Origin of the sequence: Neobacillus sp. B4I6 (assembly GCF_050434045.1) — a bacterium.
GTDB lineage: Bacteria > Bacillota > Bacilli > Bacillales > Cytobacillaceae > Neobacillus.
Genome location: NZ_JBNPWB010000002.1, coordinates 3,726,751 through 3,744,727 on the forward strand (window position 1 = coordinate 3,726,751; position 17,977 = coordinate 3,744,727).

The following is a 17,977-nucleotide window of genomic DNA, read 5'->3' on the forward strand; positions in this document are numbered from 1 at the left end:
TAAGGTGATAGATGATTTGGATGAATGTAATTATTATTGTTATCCTAATAGCCTTTACCGCACTTTTTGTCGCTTCTGAATTTGCGATGGTAAAGGTTAGAACAACCAGAATTGATCAATTACTGTCAGAAGGAAACCCAAAAGCAGAAGCAGCTAAGAAAGTCATTTCTAATTTGGATGGATATTTATCAGCTACTCAGGTTGGAATTACAATCATCTCCCTAATATTAGGATGGCTGGGTGAGCCCACTATTCGAAAGCTGCTAGATCCCGTTTTTGAATGGATTCAATTACCCTTATCTTTAAAACACATTATCTCGTTTATCATTGCTTTTATTGCTATAACCTATTTCCATGTTGTAATTGGGGAATTATCACCAAAAACGATAGCGATTCAAAAAGCAGAAGAAATCCTCTTGTTTTTTGCACGACCGTTAATCATATTTTATAAGCTGATGTATCCCTTTATTTGGATTCTTAATCGTTCCGCCAGATTTGTTACTGGGCTTTTCGGAATACAACCAGCCTCTGAGCATGATATCGTCCTTTCGGAAGAAGAACTACGGTTAATCCTTTCACAAAGCTATGAGAGTGGGGAAATAAATCAATCTGAATACCGTTATATGAACCGAATTTTTGAATTTGATAACCGGATTGCAAAAGAAATTATGGTTCCGAGAACTGAGCTTGTAACTCTATCCAGGGATGCCTCAATGGAAGAAATTATTGAAATAGTCAAGGAAGAAAAATACACTAGATATCCCCTTATTGATGGTGACAAAGATAATATTTTAGGTGTTGTTAATATTAAAGAGGTCTTAACCGATTGTATTCAGCAAAAATGTACCGGCGAAAGGCCGCTTATCCCTTATCTTAAGCCAGTCATTCATGTCATTGAAACAATTCCCATTCAGGAACTACTAGTCAAACTGCAAAAAAACCGTTCACACATGGCCGTTTTATCTGATGAATATGGAGGGACAGCAGGAATTGTCACGGTCGAAGATATTCTTGAAGAAATTGTTGGTGAAATACGGGATGAATTTGACTTAGATGAACTCCCACTGGTTCAGAAAAAAGCAGATGGTCATTTTATTTTGGATGGAAAAGTACTAATAAGCGAAGTAAACGATCTACTGGGCACATCACTTGATGAGCAAGATGTAGACACGATTGGGGGTTGGTTTTTAACACAAAAGTTTGATGTACATAAAGGTGATTCCATCGAAAACGACGGATTTGTATTCGAAATTAATGAGATAGAAGGTCACCATATCTTATATATTGAAGTATATAAAGCAAAAACAGAACAAAAAAAAGTGGAAGTGGCTCCTGATTAGGAGCCACTATTATTTTAGATAATTTTTGTAATATTTCGTCTTTACTGTTCATATTCACTATGTTTTCCCATAAAATATAGTTATCAACCAATATACTAACCAGAACGTTTGACTGTACGGTTCAAATTCTTTATAATTATTGTTAATTTACAAAATTGTCGAGGTGGTATAATGACCATTAGACGAGATTAGCAGAAAACTAGATATGAGTTTATTTTGATACGAGTTAATTTTTTTTATTAAACTGGGAGGTGACTCCTTACCTGTCTAAAAACGGGCTAAGGGAACTTATTTGGACATATTTAACTTGGTTATTATAGCCATTTTAATTGCTTTAACTGCTTTTTTTGTAGCTTCAGAATTTGCTATTATCAGAGTAAGAAGCTCAAGAATTGATCAGTTAATCGAAGACGGAAATTCGAGTGCTGTGACTGCTAAACGAGTGATTTCGAACCTAGATGAATACCTTTCTGCCTGTCAGTTAGGAATTACCATTACTGCCCTTGGATTAGGTTGGCTTGGTGAATCGACATTTGAAAAGATCCTGCACCCTATTTTTAAAGGCCTGCATATTCCCGAAAGTTTTAACCAAATATTATCTGTGGGCTTTGCATTTGCAGCGATTACATTTTTACATGTAGTAATTGGTGAACTTGCACCTAAAACATTGGCGATCCAGAAAGCAGAATGGATTACCCTGATGATGTCACGTCCGCTCATCCTTTTTTATAAGGTGATGTATCCTGTAATTTGGCTGCTTAATGGTTCTGCACGAATTACAACACGTTTTTTTGGGCTTAAGCCTGTTTCTGAAAACGAAATCGCCCATACAGAAGAAGAGCTTCGAATTATTCTATCTGAAAGCTACAAAAGTGGTGAAATTAACCAATCAGAGTTTAAGTATGTAAATAAAATTTTTGAATTTGATAACCGTATTGCCAAAGAAGTTATGGTCCCTAGAACGGAAATCGTTTCCTTATCTAAGGATGATACATTAGAGACTTTTCTTCAGGTTTTACGTGAAGAAAAATTTACACGGTATCCCATCATTGATGGTGATAAGGATCATATAATTGGGCTTATTAATATAAAAGAAGTTATGACTGATTTAATTGGTAATGAAAAACTAGCTGAACGTACTCTAGAAAACTATACACGACCAATAATTAGAGTAATAGAAACGATTCCTATCCATGACTTATTAGTAAAAATGCAAAAAGACCGTGTCCATATGGCGATTTTAATGGACGAATATGGCGGTACTTCCGGGCTGGTTACTGTTGAGGATATCTTAGAAGAAATTGTTGGGGAAATTCGTGACGAATTCGATATGGATGAAATTCCAGAGATTCGCAAAATTAAAGAAAACCATTATATTATCGATTCTAAAGTATTAGTTAGTGAGGTCAATGATTTATTGGGAGTGGAGATTGACGATGAAGATGTCGATACGATTGGCGGTTGGATTCTAACCGAGAATTACGAAGCAAAAGAAGGAGACATCCTACTTCATGAAAGCTATTCCTTTAAAATTCTCGATATGGAAGAGCACCATATTAAATATATCGAGGTCACCAAAATTGCCAATAATGGAGAGGCAGTTAGCCAACAAGTTTCAATATCCAATTCAGAAGTGCTATCTTAAAGAAGTTCTTAACCCAGATCGGTTTCCGGTCTGGGTTTTTTTATTGAGAAAAATAAATGATTATAGGACTCTTGACCAGTCAACGATCCTCTTAAAGCATATTCTAATCACAAAGGAGGGATTTTAGAATGGATCGTTTAGCAAATTTATTTTTAGCTTGTATCTTAGCCGGTTTTGCCTTAGTTAATATGCCAACAATTTCATTTTTAGCTGGGCTGTCATCATTTTTCCATTTAGTAGGGGCACTTGCTATTTTAGTATTTTCTTTTGTTTTGCTTTACCAAGGTGTCAAATCATTATTCAGTAAATTGTAAACGCTATCCTTATAAGAGCGAAAAAGATCAGAACCCTGGTTTCTGATCTTTTTTTGCTTTTATATAGTTGATGTTTATTTTGATTTAATAATAATCATATCTTCTTCAACTTTTGCGATTTTAATTAAATGCGAATCAAGACGTCGGCTGATATGCTGTATATCGCTATTGTTTGATTCTTCAATCCGCTGAAGAGATTCTTTAATATCGGAAAGGTCAATCTGGTTGACTTCTACACGGTGTTCAATGCTATCCATCTTTTCAAGCCTTGATAGTCGTTTTTCAATATTATCTAGTGTTTCATTGAATGTTTGAATTAAGCTTTTAATATCATTATCATTTTCTGTTAACTTATCGAACTCCTTCACCATTGTATAACCCCCTTTTTCTTGCCTTAATCGTAACATTATTTTCACTATATATATGTTACAATATCAGCAACACTTGTACGGTAGAATAAATGATCATCTATTTTAGAATAAATGGACATAAAAAATTAACTTTTCCAAACCCTTAATACATATCCACCGCATCCACACTGATCAATGAATTTAATCTTTACCTGATTTGGATACAACTCCTCTAGTAGAGGCTGTATATAATCAACAGGGTTTCCAAATGTTTCAACTGTCACTAGATTTACAAAGTGCCCCTTTTTCGTTTCTTCCATTGCCTGCAATGCATCTTTAATGATCAGATCAATATTAAATTCGTATTCATCATGCTCTAAATCCTTCGTCCAATCTTTATCCATATAATCCTCCATAAAAGAAATATTTATTAGTTATATTTAAACCTTTTATAAAAAATAAGTAGTGATACTTCGCATACAAGTAAACATTTTAAGGAAAAAAATTGAACATTTTTAAATAATTAAGATACCTGAAGAAAGTCCGTGAATATTATCACATGCAAAACTAAATAAAAGTTATACTCTTTCAATATAGGGAAATGGAAATCAATTTTTATCTAGGTTCTTTTTTATACATCCATTTCTTTCCTTATGAATCATTAACTAATAGGAAAAGGTTGGTGCATTTAGATGTTTATTTCTATCGATGAAAGAGCTGCCTCATGGTTCACAAGAGAATTCGAATTTAATAAACCATTTAGCATTCGGATGTTTCCTCAATATGCTGGTTTCGGAATTAAGCACAAAGGATTTAGCCTTGCTTTCTCTGCTGAAAAACCTGCTCATGTTGGTTATACAAATGTAGTAAATGGAATTACCTTCTTTATCGAAGTCAATGATGTTTGGTTTTTCGAAGATACCGAAACGTGCTTAACTGTTGATCATCACTCAAATGAACTAGTCGTCCAATATAATGAACTCCCAAGAGCAGCCGTATCTTAAAATCAATAAAAAAAACAAGCCAGCATAGTACATCTGGCTTGTTTTTTAAGTTTCATTAGCTTACTTGTTTATCTATGCTTGGTGCTAGTAACTTTTCACTTTCAAATACTTTTCCAAGTTTTTCTTCACCTTGGGTAAAGGACGCTTTGTTGCCTTTGCGACATAAGCATTTAAAACTGCATTTTAAGAAATATTTATGTTAGTTTTTTCCTAATCCGACAAGTATTTAGCAAATAAGCCATTATTAAGTATTTTTTTTTGCTTTTTTTTCTGTAAAATTGAGATAATAGCATTAGACAATAATATACTCAAAAAACGAGGGGTTTCATGATGTTAAATCGTAAGAATAAAACACGGCATTTAGCGACAATTTTTCTTGCTGTGATGGGAATCGGCTTTTTAGCTACTATTCCGATACAGAATTCAATCTGGGGGAGCATCCTACAAGGGGGATTTGAAGCCGGTCTAGTAGGAGGACTGGCTGACTGGTTTGCCGTAACCGCATTATTCCGTCATCCACTAGGAATTCCTATTCCACATACTGCTCTTCTTCCCAAAAATCGTAACAGAATTATTGCTGGAATAATTTCAATGTTAGAAAATGATTGGCTAACAAAAGAGAGTATTCGAAAAAAAATAGACACCATAAATTTTACTAAAAAACTATTTGAGATCATCTATAATGAATTACCATCACAAGCCGTTCAAAAGTCTTTCCTAATGATTTCTAAACATTTGATAAAAATATTTGATATAAAAAAATTTGCTCCGCTTCTAGAAAAAGAACTAAAATTACGAATTAACGACTTGGATAGCAAGAATTATCTCCCCTTGCTTATCGACCAGATTAGTTTTAGAAAATATGATGAAAAGGTACTAGATTATATCCTAAAAGAAATTGATGAATGGGCCAGGAAAGAAAGTACAAAATACAAACTTGGTGGCTTGGCTGTAGATGCGGTGGAAAATATTAAGGCAGATGGTTTTATGCAATTTGCCTTAAAGTCATTTAGCAACCTTGTTAATGAAGAAAAGCTAGGGAACATTATCCAAAGTCTTATCCTAAAAGGTGTAGCCAGCTATAGTGACCCCTTAAATCAAAATAGACATACCTTATTGATTCATTTGAATAAAAAGCTGCAATCAATAAAAAGTGATGAAAAGATTTATGAAGAACTTAATAACTTTAAATCCCAGCTAGTAGATAAATGGGAGTTGCAAGAACAAATTACTGATTTATTAAGTCAGATCCAGCAAAAAGCTTATGACTTTGTCGAAAAACCTGCCTTTTATGATGATTATCTCCTCCCTTTAATTAAAAAGGGTTTAGAAGGTATCGAATTAAATCCAGAAAAAGTGAACCTTATTGAAGCTTGGATTAAAAATCATATTTTTAGTTTTGTTGATAAAAATCATTCAAAAATAGGAATGCTTGTTAAAGAAAATTTAGAAAAACTAGATGATAAAACACTTATCGATATGGTTGAAACTAACGTTGGAAAAGACCTTCAATGGATCCGTGTCAATGGTGCAGTATGTGGATTTTTAATAGGAATTGTTTTAGTAGGAATTAAAGCACTTTTTTAATGCTTAGCAAAAAGCTACCATTTATTGGTAGCTTTTTTTCGTCCATGAAATTCTTGCTTTGTCCTCTTGAAATCAAAGTTATTTTTCAGAGTATTTCAACATAATTAGTACTGTAGTCATATCTTTTAGGATTAAAAGAGGAGGCGGAAAAATGGCAATTAGGTTGATTAAAATCTCTGTTGTGTATTTTGTCATTGGGGTTTGCATGGGTATGTATATGTCAATGACGGAAAGTTTCGACTTCACACCGGTTCATGCCCATATTAATTTATTAGGCTGGCTGACTATGGCTGTCGCTGGTCTCATCTATATTGGTTTTCCAGGTGCTGCGGAAACAACACTGGCAAAGGTTCACTTTTGGCTTCATAATATTTCTCTTCCCATTATGATGATTGGACTCGCTTTTTTAGTAACCGGAACGGAAAGTGCCGCGCCTGCAGTAGCTACAGGTGGGACCCTGATGGTATTAGGTATCATTGTCTTTGCAATCAATATCCTTAAAAATGTAAGGAATTGAGTTGCTCTTGTTGTCTATGATAGTATTTATTTTATTTCGTCCAGACAAAAGACGCCTTCTCTGGCGTCTTTTTTATTCTAACGGTATGTTTCCAAGAATTTCTTTCTTAGTTTGGCTTTTTCTTCATCAGATTTCTTGTAATCATAATTATAAATGGCGCCTTCCCAATCACCATACATTGGGTTTGGAAACAGAATCAGCTTTTTACCGAATTCCTCCCTATACCTGTCCACTGCTTGATTTCTTTCTGAAACGGATAACAAATCAAAACCACTGAAATCTCCAAGGTTATCGCCAAATAATAGAAGTATTTCATGTGTTCTCCCTACTTGCCTGCGGCGCGTTTCTTTCCCTATTTCACCAGGCTGCCGTAATAATACATGGTCTGTATCAGCTTGTGGTGCCCCTACACTCTGTAAATTTTTAATAGCTGCATCTTTTTGTGATTGATAACGGTTAGAAATGTAATAAATCTCCACTCCTAATGAATTTGCGTACTGCAAAAATTCAATTGCTCCCGGAAGCGGTTTTGCTTCTGTCCGCTTGAACCATTCATTCCAATTAAACGGGATTTTTCTTCCTGCCATTACATACCAGGCTTGGTGAGGGCTGTTATTTAAAATGGTCTCATCGATATCAAGGACAATTGCCGGCTTTAAGGTATTTCTCCTCCTTTTTTTACTCATGATTTCGTCCAATCTCATTCTTCCAATGTTATAGCCTTGATAATATAATCCTCTTGCTTCCCCGGCCTTTTGAAACCAAAGTACGGACATCGTATTTTGTTCAGACAAATTTTCAGCTGTTTCTGCATTTGCATGAACACTAGTTAGGAATATAATTAAATATGTTGCTGCTATCAGGGTAATAATTTTATTCAATACCAACACCAATCCCTCATTTATTTTTTAATGTTAGTATGTGAAATAGGAAAAATTCCAATCATCGATTCGGAATTGTTGAGAGAAATGCAGCAAATTTAAGTTAATCAAATAATAAACGCAGTGGATTTTTACCCACTGCGTTTTTCATGTATGTTTATTCATATATAAAATTAACTAACTCGTTCTTCTACTTTATCCTTGATTGCATCTCGTTTATGAAATCCTTTTGCATAATAAACTGCAACCAAGAATACTAGGAATAACGGTCCAATTACTAATGCAATCCTCGTATCCGGATTATAAGCCATTAACCCAATGACAAAAGCTAAGAAGGCTAATGAAATATATGAAGTAAAAGGGAAAAGTGGCATCTTATATTTTAAAGCTTTCGTCTCAGTCAACTTTAAGGTTTTACGATAGCGAATTTGTGATAAAAGAATGACTCCCCACGTCCAGATCGCACCAAAGGTCGCAATACTAGTAACCCATGTAAAAACTTTTGCAGGAACAATATAATTTAAGACCACGCCAATCAATAACGCACCAGCAGAAGCAACTACTGCAATCCCTGGAACACCACTTTTTGTGACCTTCGCGAAATTCTGTGGTGCCTCACCATGCTGAGCAAGGTTAAATAACATCCGTGCCGTACTAAAAATCCCACTGTTACAGGACGAAAGTGCTGCTGTTAATACTACGAAGTTAATAATACCTGCTGCTCCCGGTATCCCAATTTGTTCAAAGGTCAGTACAAATGGGCTTCCTTTTGTACCAATTTCCTCCCATGGATAGATAGACATAATGACAAATAAAGCACCCACGTAAAAAATTAGAATACGCCAGAAAACAGAATCGATTGCTCTTGCAAGAGATTTCTCAGGATTTTTAACCTCACCTGCAGTTACCCCAATCATTTCAATCCCTAAATAGGCAAACATAACCATTTGTAAAGATAATAATACGCCTTTAATCCCATTAGGGAATAACCCGCCATGATCCCATAAATTCTTAATTCCAGTAGCAATACCACCGTTGCCAATACCAAAGAAAATCATTCCAATTCCGATGGCAATCATCGCAATAATCGTAACAATTTTAATTAGCGCAAACCAAAATTCTAATTCACCATACGCTTTTACCGCAAGGAAATTGACAGTCGCCATAACCACCAGTGCGGTGAGTGCCCAAATCCACCGTGGAACATCCGGATACCAATACTCCATGTAAATTCCTACAGCTGTAATCTCTGCCATACAGGTAACGACCCATAAAAACCAGTAATTCCAACCTGTTATGTATCCAGCAAGTGGTCCTAAATAATCACGCGCATATTTACTAAAAGAACCTGCAACCGGTTTTTGAATCGCCATTTCTCCCAGGGCACGCATAATAAAAAACATAATTAATCCAGCAACAGCATATCCAAACAAAATACCTGGTCCCGCCATCTTAATGGCTGTTGCAGAACCAAGAAATAGTCCTACCCCGATGGCTGCCCCTAAGGACATCAAGGTAATATGCCTTTCTTCTAAACCACGATGTAGCTCTTTCCCATGAGTGTTTTTACTCATATAAATCCCCCTTTATGAATAAACTTCAAAATTCTCTCATCCCAATGAAATAATTTCTTCTCTTTATTAATATAGCAATATTAGGCTTCACTTTTAAGCTTTTTATCACTAATTCCTCCTTTTTTTCCTAATGATAACGCTTTCAAAATGGCAATTATAAAAATATTTACTCTTTTGGGATTACTCTAAATCATTTTAACATTATAGCATATTATTTATTTTGTTAAAATAAATGAAATTATTTTATATTTTTTGTAAAATTAAACAAAGGCATTTTATGAACTGAACAAGACTACCATATGTCATTATATATTAATCCGGGGGTAATCATTTTGAATACTAGACTACATGACCCATTTAAGACTGCCTTTGATAGCTTAGATGAATTTGCCGACCTTATTAGTCAGGTACTAATGTGCCCTATTACAATTGAGGATGCAAACCACCGCCTACTTGCCTATAGTACACATGATGAACGTACAGATCCAGCAAGAATTTCTACCATCATAGGCCGGAGAGTTCCAGAAAAAGTCATTAATCAATTATGGAAAGAAGGAACGATTCCTGCTTTACTAAAGACCCAAGAGCCTATTCGTGTGAAAAACATGAATGATATAGGGCTTAACCATAGAGTCGCTATCTCTATATGGAAGCATGATGAAGTGATCGGATTTATTTGGGCAATAGAAATTGATAAAACATTAACGGCTGATGATTTCATCCTTTTAAAAAAAGCAGCAGATTCCGCAAAAAATAAACTATTACAGCTTCAGACGAGAAAGAACAAAAAGGAAGAACGTTCACAAGAATTCTTTTGGAAGCTATTAACAGGTCATCTGAAAGCAAAAGAGGAAATTTTCGAACATTTCCATTCATTACAACTTACACCGCCGACCTCTTATGCGGTTCTTGTTTTTCAGTTTCATGAAAATATCACGAACAAAGTAGAGCAATCCATCTCATATCTTTTGAAAACAAATCAACGGATAAAAATTACTCTTTATACAATAGACTGCAATCAATTAATTCTATTGGTATCTGTTACCAATTTTGAAAACCCTTTCAATGAACTTGATCAATTTGCGAAATTCTTTGTCCTGCAAATGAGTGAAAGATATGGAATTAAGGGGATCAAACCAGGATATAGCAGTATTAAAGAGGATTATCAAAAAACAAACAAAGCATATAAGGAAACATTGGCGGTTTTATCAATTAAAGAAAAATTTCCAATTGAAACAAAGGACATTTATAATTATCAAAAACTAGGAATATATCAAATTTTTGATCTTATTTTAGAAAAAAGACAAACCGAAGAATATGAAAATTATTCCTTAAAACTGCTTCATGAATATGACCAAAAACACAACAGCAATTTAATTGAAACATTAGAGGTTTTCTTAAATAAAGATAACAACATTAATGATGCAGCCAAGGAATTAAATGTCCATGCTAACACATTAAATTATCGACTTAAGAGAATCACCGAAATTGGTGATGTAAATTTCAAGGATCCTAACCAAAAAATGATCCTCTACCTAGATTTAAAACTGGAAAAATATCAGGGGATTTGAACTTTTTGTGAAAATCCCCAAAAAGAATGAAAATCTTTCTCTTTTCTAAACAAAGAAATTCTCTGGCAAACATTCTATACTTTAGCCATAGCAAAACACTTTAATGTAACTAGAGGAGGAAATAAGATTATGTTTATAGGTGTACCTAAAGAAATTAAAAATAATGAAAATCGTGTAGCACTAACTCCAGCAGGTGTTGTTTCATTCCTAAATGCCGGCCACACTGTGTTAATGGAAAAGGACGCTGGAATTGGAAGCGGTTTCACTAACGACGATTATGCTAAAGCTGGTGCTGAGATTATAGATAGCGCTGAACAGGTATGGACAAAAGCAAATATGATTATGAAAGTGAAAGAGCCTCTTTCAAGTGAATATAAGTACTTCCGCCAAGGTTTAATTTTATTTACTTACTTACACCTTGCAGCTGAGCCAGAGTTAGCAAAAGCTCTTAAAGAAAAAGGTGTTATCGCAGTTGCTTATGAAACAGTTTCTGTAAACAGGACTCTTCCACTGCTTACACCAATGAGTGAAGTAGCTGGACGCATGGCTGCTCAAATTGGCGCACAGTTCTTACAAAAAAATAATGGTGGTCTTGGAATTCTCCTTGCTGGTGTCCCAGGAGTTAACCGTGGAAAAGTTACCATTGTTGGTGGTGGGATTGTTGGAACCAATGCAGCTAAAATGGCCATCGGTTTAGGTGCTGACGTAACAATTATTGATCTAAGTGCTGACCGTCTTCGTCAGTTAGACGACATTTTTGGAAATCAAATCAAAACATTAATGTCTAATCCTCTCAATATTGCTGAAGCAGTGGCAGAAGCTGACCTTCTAATCGGAGCAGTATTAATCCCTGGTGCAAAGGCTCCTAAGCTGGTTACAGAAGAAATGGTTAAATCGATGAAGCCTGGTTCAGTGATTGTCGATGTTGCTATTGACCAAGGTGGAATTGTTGAAACAATCGACCATGTGACAACACATGACAATCCAACCTTTATCAAACATGGAGTTGTACACTACTCTGTTGCAAATATGCCTGGCGCCGTTCCAAGAACTTCAACAATAGCACTAACCAATGTTACTGTTCCATATGCATTGCAAATCGCAAATAAAGGGGTTTTCAAAGCCATTTCTGAAAATGCTGCATTATATCTTGGCGTTAACGTTGCCAACGGAGAAATCACTTATGAAGCAGTAGCAAAAGATCTAGGGTTTGATTATGTAACAGTCGAAAAGGCATTAGAAAAAGAACTAGCTACGATTTGATTGTAGTTATTCCCCTCAAGAAACTCTTGAGGGGATTTTTGATTAAAGGGGATGGTTTACATGAATCAATTGAGTTACCGCGATACATGGGCTGAAATTTCACTAGACCATATTAAAAATAATTATCTACAGTTTAGGCAGTTTGTTCACCCACATGCAAAAATCATGGCAGTGGTTAAAGCAGATGGATACGGACACGGGGCCATTGAAATTGCAAAAACAGCGATTGAAGCTGGTGTAGATTATTTAGCAGTTGCTCTTGTAGATGAGGCCATCAAACTTAGACTGTCTGGGATCACACAACCCATTCTCGTACTCGGGTATACTCCGACACGTTCGATTAGGGCTGCCATTTTAGAAAATATCACGCTAACAGTCTTTAACCATGAAGTATTGGATGAAGTCATTGTCCAAGCGGATAGCTTAAGCAAAACTGCTTCTATTCATTTGAAAATTGATACTGGTATGTCCAGGATTGGCGTTACTTCCAGTGATGATGCACTAATTCTTGCTAAGAAGGCCATAAAAGCAAAAAATGTTTGTCTTGAAGGGGTATTTACTCATTTTGCTAATGCAGATAGTGAAAACTGCGACCTTACATATGCACAGTTTAATAAATTTCAATCAATAGTAGAATATTTGGAAAACAACTGTATTTATATACCCATAAAACATTGTTGCAACAGTGCTGCAACAATGAAATTTCCAGAAATGCATCTGGACATGGTTCGAATTGGAGTTTCCTTGTATGGGTTATATCCAGATGCTTCGTTAAAAAACCACTCCATCCAGCTAAAGCAGGCCATGACCTTCAAAACGAAAATTGCAGCCATAAAAAAAGTAGCAGCTTTACAAGCAATCAGCTACGGGTGGACTTGGAAGCCGGAAAGAGTAAGTCTTATCGCTACCCTTCCGCTTGGATACGCTGACGGACTTTCCCGTCTCCTATCAAACCGTGGGAAGGTTTTAATCCATGGGCAAAAATCCGCTATTGCAGGAAGGGTGTGCATGGATCAAACGATGATCGATATTACAAATATACAAAATTGTTCTGTTGGTGATGTAGTCACCATCTTTGGAGAAAACTGCTCCTCATTTCAGTCCGTGGACGAAATTGCCCATTTAATGGGCACCATCAATTATGAGGTTGTTTGTTTAATTGGGAAAAGAGTCCCCCGAGTGTATGACAACTACAATGACCTATTCAAACCTGCAAAGAATGTACAAAGTAATATATGATTTTAATAACAAAGGCAGCTATTCTAACTAGCTGCCTTTGTTTTGTAACACCGTGTTTATCTCTCCAATTACATTAGGTCTGCCAATTGAATAATATTCAACTGGATATTTTTTTATAGATTCTAATTGAAAGCAATTTCTCCCGTCAAAGATAACGGGTTTTTTCATTAACTCATGGAAGAGATTTAATGGAACATTTTTAATTTCATCCCACTCAGTTACAATAAACGTAAGGTCAGCATTCATGAGAGCTTGCTCGACCGTATCTGCATAAGAAATTAGCTTTCCTAAAACCTTTTTCACATTTGGAATTGAGACGGGATCATAGGCAATTACTATCGCCCCTTCTTGAACTAGACGCTTGGCTAACTTAATCGAAACTGCTTCCCTGATATCGTCTGTATTAGGTTTAAATGAAAGCCCCAGTAATGCAACTTTTTTTCCACGTAAACTTTGAAATCGGTTCAGGGCCTTTTCCACTAGTTTAAGTTCCTGTCTTTTATTAACTTCAATAACCTCCTCAATGAGGTTAAAAGCTTCTCCCGCATCATTACCCATTTGAACTAGTGCGTGGGTATCTTTCGGCAGGCATGAGCCGCCAAAACCTACTCCAGCCTTAAGAAATGATGATCCGATCCTTGAATCCATCCCCATTCCAAATGATACGTCTTCAATATTTCCGCCAACATGTTCACAAATACTTGCGAGTGCATTTACGTAACTAATTTTTAAAGCTAAGAATGAATTTGATGCTACTTTTATTAATTCAGCACTATTCGTATCCGTTTTAAAAATGGGAATACCAAACGGCTGATATAATTCTTCCAACGAATGGAGGGCTTCCTTACAATCAGATCCAATAATTATCCGGTCTCCGTGAAAAGTATCATAAATTGCCGACCCTTGGCTGATAAATTCAGGATTGGAAACGATTTGAAATTTAAGACTTGTTTGCAATTCTGATTGAATCCAATTTTTAATTTTTGCATTTGTTCCCACTGGTACCGTACTTTTTGTAACGACAATGACGTTATTTCGCTTTATTGACCTGCCAATTTCTTTAGAAATCTGTTCAATATATTGTAAATCAAGGGAGCCATTTTCATTTTGAGGAGTTCCTACTGTTATCATAATGATTTCAGCCGATTTAAAGCCAATAGATGGGCTAGTTGTAAACCGTAACCGCCCCTCTTCCATATTTTTCAACATCACTTCATTTAATCCTGGCTCATAAATTGGAGGATACCCATTGTTTAATGTGCTTATTTTATGATGGTCCTGGTCTACGCAAATCACATCATGGCCGATGTCTGCTAAACAAACCCCTGTAACTAGTCCAACGTATCCTGTTCCAGCAATGGCTATTTTTTTCAATGAAGATTTTCCTTTCCATATTGAGTATTTCTTATTAATTACTACTCAGTTCATTTCTCCATCCATTTATATAAAATTATTTCATGATAAACTGGATCAAAAAGCCCGTTGGAATGAAAAGCTGCTACCTTTTTAATTTTCCCATCTATTGAAATACCTTGTGACCTAAATCCTTGAATCACTTTATCTGTAAGTAGTACGGTCCTTCCTTGGAAATATTTCGCATCATACCGGAAATATTGATAAGTTTCTATCCTTTTGTGTGTATATGGAACCTCTAAATACTGTAACACCCTCGTTTCTTCCCATGTGTAGAGTATAACAGGTTCATTCATTTTCTCAATAAATGCATTCATTTTATAAACAGCTGGAGGTTCTTTAGCTTCCGTCGCTAATAGGGTTACATTTTGATTTACCTGATGGCCAAGGACGAAAATGCTGAGTCCCACGACTAAAAAAGGGATTCTTTCTGAAAAAAGACGAATACACAGGAAAAATATCAATAAGACCGCAAGCGGGAGCGCATGCCTTGCTTTTTCTACATTTTGAGCCAATAGTGCCCAACCAAAATAACTGCTAAACAATATATAAAGTAGGTTCATATATGGCCATCTTTTTTTTGTTTTTTTGAACGCCCTAATAAATATATAAATGAGAAGGAAAGTATAAATGACCGCACTAAGCACTGATTCAGTTGCAATACCTGTCCATAGGATGTTCTTTGAGGAAAAAATGATAAATCTATCAAAAAAACCAATATCAGCTGCCTCTACCGTTCCTCCCCACTCATTGAAATGACCGCTGGTAAACGCTAAAGAAAGCTTAATAAAACCGATTATACTCCCCTCTGAAATGACAAGACCAATTACCCATATTGCTTGAAAGATGACTCCCGAGATCAAGTAAAATATGATCAATTTCATTTTTAATCCATCTTTTTTTACTTTCCAATAAAACAGAAAGATTATACCGATTGCAAAGGGTAAGTATGAAAGGCGAATTCCTAGCATAAGACTCAAAAAACCTAATGGTATTAAGATCGCTCTTGAATCTTTTTTGTTTAAAGCCAATAGAAGGCTCCATAAATACCACCAAAATGCTGCCAGTGCCGCGCCTTCTGACATTGGCTGATTAACGATTATAACACTGTAGCTTGCTGAATAAATAAGTGCTGTAGATAAACTAGCAAATGATCTTTGTATGAATCTCCTGGACAACTTATACAAGGGAAAAACAGAACTAGCATAACAAAAGACATTAAAAATCGTTAATGCTTTTGATGGGTCCATTACAAACAGATGAATGAATTTCCCTCCTAAAATAAAAAAGGGATATCCAGGGAAGTGCGGCTGCATAGCCATTAAATCATAGCGCTTCACGGCCAGTGCAAAATCTACCTGATCCCATGAGGAGGTATATGGATTAATAAAATACAGTTGGGATATAAAAACAATAATTATAGCTGCAACACTTATCACTAATAAAAAGGGACCTTTTAAACCACTTTTGAACAATAAATATCCACCACCTGATCTAGAGAAAAAGTACAAGGCATCGGCCTTGTACTTTAAATGTTCAAAAATTCATTTCACTTGTGTCTCAAGAATTTTAGTTGTCTTTGCATTCGTTTTATTTGTTTGCTTGCTTCCTGCAGGTTTGGAAGAGGTAAGCAATAAAATTGCGACAAAGTATCCGATATAAGCCAATATTTCTTCAATAGAAGGCATAGAAGAATAGCCGAACAGAGCTTTTAGAAATATTCCAATATCCCCGGATAATATCGGAGCCGAACCAGTATCACGAAGGTAATGTGTGTAATCAATCGGATGCTCTGGCAGGAACCATGTAAGATCATACACATGTGGAAGTACACTGCCAATGATATTAAGGTCCTGCATCATGGAAATCGCTTGTACTAGTAGTCCAGCAGATATAAGAATAATAAAAGCACCGGTTAACTTGAAGAAAGTGCTTAAAGGAATCCTCATCGTTCCTTTAAAGAACAAATAAGAGACAATAATTGCTATCACCACACCAGTAATCGCGCCCCATCCCTGCATGGCTGCGCCGATGTTTCCACCTGTAATTGCAGCAAAAAAGAATACGGTTTCTACCCCTTCACGAAGGACGACTAGAAAAGAATGGATTACCATTCCAACTACGTTACCTGTGGAGATGAATTTATTCATTTTCCCTTCCATATTTCCTTTTAAATCACGGCTGTGGCTTGCCATCCAGAAAACCATTTGGGTTAATAATACGGTCGAAACGAGCATAATTCCTATTTTCAAATACATTTCGCTTCCCATTGCAGCGAATCCTGTAAAAACAATTTGGAATAGGAGGGCAACCCCGACACTAGCTAATACGGCAAGACCTGCTCCAAACCAAACATATTTATTGTATTGCTTATGGTCCACTCTTTTTAGATAGGTAGTTATTATGCCAACAATCAATAACGCCTCTAACACTTCACGGAATGTGATTAATAGAGCTTGAATTTCCACAGCCGAGTCCCTCCCCAATGGTGATATTTCCTAATTTCTATTTTCTTCTTCTGCGGATAACAACTATGATTACCGCTATTATTATACCTGCGATTAATACAAGCGGTACCCAGTTTCGGATATTCGAAATATCCGTCCAGTCTTTTTTTACAGTCCCAGATTCTGTAGCACTTTCAGAAAAATGCCCGACTTCAAGACTTTTTATGTTGAATTCAGTTTTTAATGAGTTTAAAATCTCGTCTTTATTTTCCTTAAATGCGTCTAAATTCGCTTCTTTTTTCCCGACACCAAACAGTCCAGGATTCCCCAATGCTTCAAGGGCCTGATCAAAATCGGTTCTGATTTTCTTATCATTCTCAGGTTTTTCAGTTTCCACTTTAGGAGACAACGCATCGTATGTAGCAAAGGCTTTAGCTAGGAGTCTTTTCGTTGTGTCATATTCAGCAAAGTCCTTTTCAATACTCTCTAAACGCCTCGCAATATTTAAAACCAGTAGTTTTTCCATATTGTTAATGGTGGCTTCCTTGTCCTTATCTTTAAGGTTACTCAGAATTAGCTTAGCAGGCTCTTGGCCCATATGCATATCAATCTCTTCTTTAACAGTTTCAAAGTTTTTTTTGGCGGAATTGTAATTGGGAGGATTCTCATCAAGCTTCACTACCATTTCTTTGTACACCTCAGCTACCTTCTCCTCATTCGGATCACCATAGGAATAGGCAAAAGCACTACTTAAAGGAATGCTGTAAAAAATTAATGCGAAAGTAAAAAATAATCCAAAAAATTTCTTCATTAAGAATTTCCCTCCTACATG

The 17,977-nt window shown here is 35.8% G+C and carries 17 protein-coding genes; 9 read left to right on the forward strand and 8 right to left on the reverse strand.

Features of this window, described 5'->3' with window-relative positions; translation table 11 throughout:
* Window positions 1–11 precede the first annotated feature (11 nt).
* The 3 genes from QF028_RS20585 (at window position 12) to QF028_RS20595 (ending at window position 3,299) form a co-directional block, all read left to right on the forward strand.
* Window positions 12–1,340 (forward strand): hemolysin family protein, encoded by a 1,329-nt coding sequence (locus QF028_RS20585; RefSeq protein WP_429468296.1) that lies wholly within the window; start codon window positions 12–14, stop codon window positions 1,338–1,340.
* Between the two features lie 292 nt (window positions 1,341–1,632).
* Window positions 1,633–2,985: a hemolysin family protein gene (locus QF028_RS20590; protein WP_410882243.1), complete on the forward strand. Its 1,353-nt coding sequence runs from the start codon at window positions 1,633–1,635 to the stop codon at window positions 2,983–2,985.
* Window positions 2,986–3,113: 128 nt separating this feature from the next.
* Entirely contained in the window at window positions 3,114–3,299 is a 186-nt protein-coding gene (locus tag QF028_RS20595; RefSeq protein ID WP_429468299.1) for a hypothetical protein, read from the forward strand.
* A 74-nt stretch (window positions 3,300–3,373) separates the two neighbouring features.
* Here QF028_RS20595 and QF028_RS20600 read toward each other — a convergent pair whose 3' ends face one another.
* Together QF028_RS20600 and QF028_RS20605 are read right to left on the reverse strand one after the other, a co-directional pair.
* Window positions 3,374–3,670: a hypothetical protein gene (locus tag QF028_RS20600; protein WP_429468302.1), complete on the reverse strand. Its 297-nt coding sequence runs from the start codon at window positions 3,668–3,670 to the stop codon at window positions 3,374–3,376.
* Between the two features lie 125 nt (window positions 3,671–3,795).
* Window positions 3,796–4,053: a CGCGG family rSAM-modified RiPP protein gene (locus QF028_RS20605; protein WP_429468304.1), complete on the reverse strand. Its 258-nt coding sequence runs from the start codon at window positions 4,051–4,053 to the stop codon at window positions 3,796–3,798.
* Between the two features lie 288 nt (window positions 4,054–4,341).
* On the opposite strand from QF028_RS20605, the gene QF028_RS20610 reads away from it, so the two are divergent.
* The 3 genes from QF028_RS20610 to QF028_RS20620 all read left to right on the forward strand — a co-directional run bounded on the left by QF028_RS20610 (window position 4,342) and on the right by QF028_RS20620 (window position 6,757).
* On the forward strand, window positions 4,342–4,653 hold the full coding sequence (locus tag QF028_RS20610; protein ID WP_429468307.1) for a HesB/YadR/YfhF family protein: 312 nt from the start codon (window positions 4,342–4,344) through the stop codon (window positions 4,651–4,653).
* A 330-nt stretch (window positions 4,654–4,983) separates the two neighbouring features.
* On the forward strand, window positions 4,984–6,240 hold the full coding sequence (locus QF028_RS20615) for a DUF445 domain-containing protein (RefSeq protein WP_429472436.1): 1,257 nt from the start codon (window positions 4,984–4,986) through the stop codon (window positions 6,238–6,240).
* Between the two features lie 151 nt (window positions 6,241–6,391).
* The gene (locus tag QF028_RS20620) at window positions 6,392–6,757 is read left to right on the forward strand and encodes a cytochrome-c oxidase (RefSeq protein WP_214999924.1); all 366 of its coding nucleotides are present in this window, start codon (window positions 6,392–6,394) and stop codon (window positions 6,755–6,757) included.
* Window positions 6,758–6,834: 77 nt separating this feature from the next.
* Here the strand turns inward: QF028_RS20620 and QF028_RS20625 are convergent, their stop codons facing one another.
* Window positions 6,835–7,638: a 5'-nucleotidase, lipoprotein e(P4) family gene (locus QF028_RS20625; RefSeq protein ID WP_429472438.1), complete on the reverse strand. Its 804-nt coding sequence runs from the start codon at window positions 7,636–7,638 to the stop codon at window positions 6,835–6,837.
* A 173-nt stretch (window positions 7,639–7,811) separates the two neighbouring features.
* Window positions 7,812–9,212, reverse strand: a complete 1,401-nt coding sequence (gene alaP / locus QF028_RS20630) for an alanine permease AlaP (protein ID WP_429468310.1) — start codon at window positions 9,210–9,212, stop codon at window positions 7,812–7,814.
* 332 nt (window positions 9,213–9,544) lie between these two features.
* On the opposite strand from alaP, the gene QF028_RS20635 reads away from it, so the two are divergent.
* From QF028_RS20635 to alr, 3 genes are all read left to right on the forward strand, one after another.
* Window positions 9,545–10,783 (forward strand): PucR family transcriptional regulator, encoded by a 1,239-nt coding sequence (locus tag QF028_RS20635; RefSeq protein ID WP_429468313.1) that lies wholly within the window; start codon window positions 9,545–9,547, stop codon window positions 10,781–10,783.
* A gap of 129 nt (window positions 10,784–10,912) precedes the next feature.
* Window positions 10,913–12,046 (forward strand): alanine dehydrogenase, encoded by a 1,134-nt coding sequence (gene ald / locus QF028_RS20640; RefSeq protein ID WP_429468316.1) that lies wholly within the window; start codon window positions 10,913–10,915, stop codon window positions 12,044–12,046.
* A 60-nt stretch (window positions 12,047–12,106) separates the two neighbouring features.
* Entirely contained in the window at window positions 12,107–13,285 is a 1,179-nt protein-coding gene (alr, locus tag QF028_RS20645; protein ID WP_429468319.1) for an alanine racemase, read from the forward strand.
* A gap of 27 nt (window positions 13,286–13,312) precedes the next feature.
* On the opposite strand, the gene QF028_RS20650 is transcribed toward alr, so the two are convergent.
* From QF028_RS20650 to QF028_RS20665, 4 genes are all read right to left on the reverse strand, one after another.
* Entirely contained in the window at window positions 13,313–14,659 is a 1,347-nt protein-coding gene (locus tag QF028_RS20650) for a UDP-glucose dehydrogenase family protein (protein ID WP_429468322.1), read from the reverse strand.
* Between the two features lie 50 nt (window positions 14,660–14,709).
* Window positions 14,710–16,173 carry a hypothetical protein gene (locus QF028_RS20655; protein WP_429468325.1) on the reverse strand — a complete coding sequence of 488 codons (1,464 nt, stop codon included), beginning with the start codon at window positions 16,171–16,173 and terminating at the stop codon, window positions 14,710–14,712.
* A gap of 69 nt (window positions 16,174–16,242) precedes the next feature.
* On the reverse strand, window positions 16,243–17,166 hold the full coding sequence (locus QF028_RS20660) for an FTR1 family iron permease (RefSeq protein WP_429468328.1): 924 nt from the start codon (window positions 17,164–17,166) through the stop codon (window positions 16,243–16,245).
* Window positions 17,167–17,203: 37 nt separating this feature from the next.
* Window positions 17,204–17,956 (reverse strand): hypothetical protein, encoded by a 753-nt coding sequence (locus tag QF028_RS20665; RefSeq protein WP_214999941.1) that lies wholly within the window; start codon window positions 17,954–17,956, stop codon window positions 17,204–17,206.
* Window positions 17,957–17,977 lie beyond the last annotated feature (21 nt).

Excerpts from the sequence above, each read along its gene's own strand:
- QF028_RS20585 (WP_429468296.1), top strand. The coding sequence starts at position 12 with ATGATTTGGATGAATGTAATTATTATTGTTATCCTAATAGCCTTTACC.
- QF028_RS20595 (WP_429468299.1), top strand. The coding sequence starts at position 3,114 with ATGGATCGTTTAGCAAATTTATTTTTAGCTTGTATCTTAGCCGGTTTT.
- QF028_RS20600 (WP_429468302.1), bottom strand. The coding sequence starts at position 3,670 with ATGGTGAAGGAGTTCGATAAGTTAACAGAAAATGATAATGATATTAAA.
- QF028_RS20605 (WP_429468304.1), bottom strand. The coding sequence starts at position 4,053 with ATGGATAAAGATTGGACGAAGGATTTAGAGCATGATGAATACGAATTT.
- QF028_RS20610 (WP_429468307.1), top strand. The coding sequence starts at position 4,342 with ATGTTTATTTCTATCGATGAAAGAGCTGCCTCATGGTTCACAAGAGAA.
- QF028_RS20615 (WP_429472436.1), top strand. The coding sequence starts at position 4,984 with ATGTTAAATCGTAAGAATAAAACACGGCATTTAGCGACAATTTTTCTT.
- QF028_RS20620 (WP_214999924.1), top strand. The coding sequence starts at position 6,392 with ATGGCAATTAGGTTGATTAAAATCTCTGTTGTGTATTTTGTCATTGGG.
- alaP (WP_429468310.1), bottom strand. The coding sequence starts at position 9,212 with ATGAGTAAAAACACTCATGGGAAAGAGCTACATCGTGGTTTAGAAGAA.
- ald (WP_429468316.1), top strand. The coding sequence starts at position 10,913 with ATGTTTATAGGTGTACCTAAAGAAATTAAAAATAATGAAAATCGTGTA.
- alr (WP_429468319.1), top strand. The coding sequence starts at position 12,107 with ATGAATCAATTGAGTTACCGCGATACATGGGCTGAAATTTCACTAGAC.
- QF028_RS20665 (WP_214999941.1), bottom strand. The coding sequence starts at position 17,956 with ATGAAGAAATTTTTTGGATTATTTTTTACTTTCGCATTAATTTTTTAC.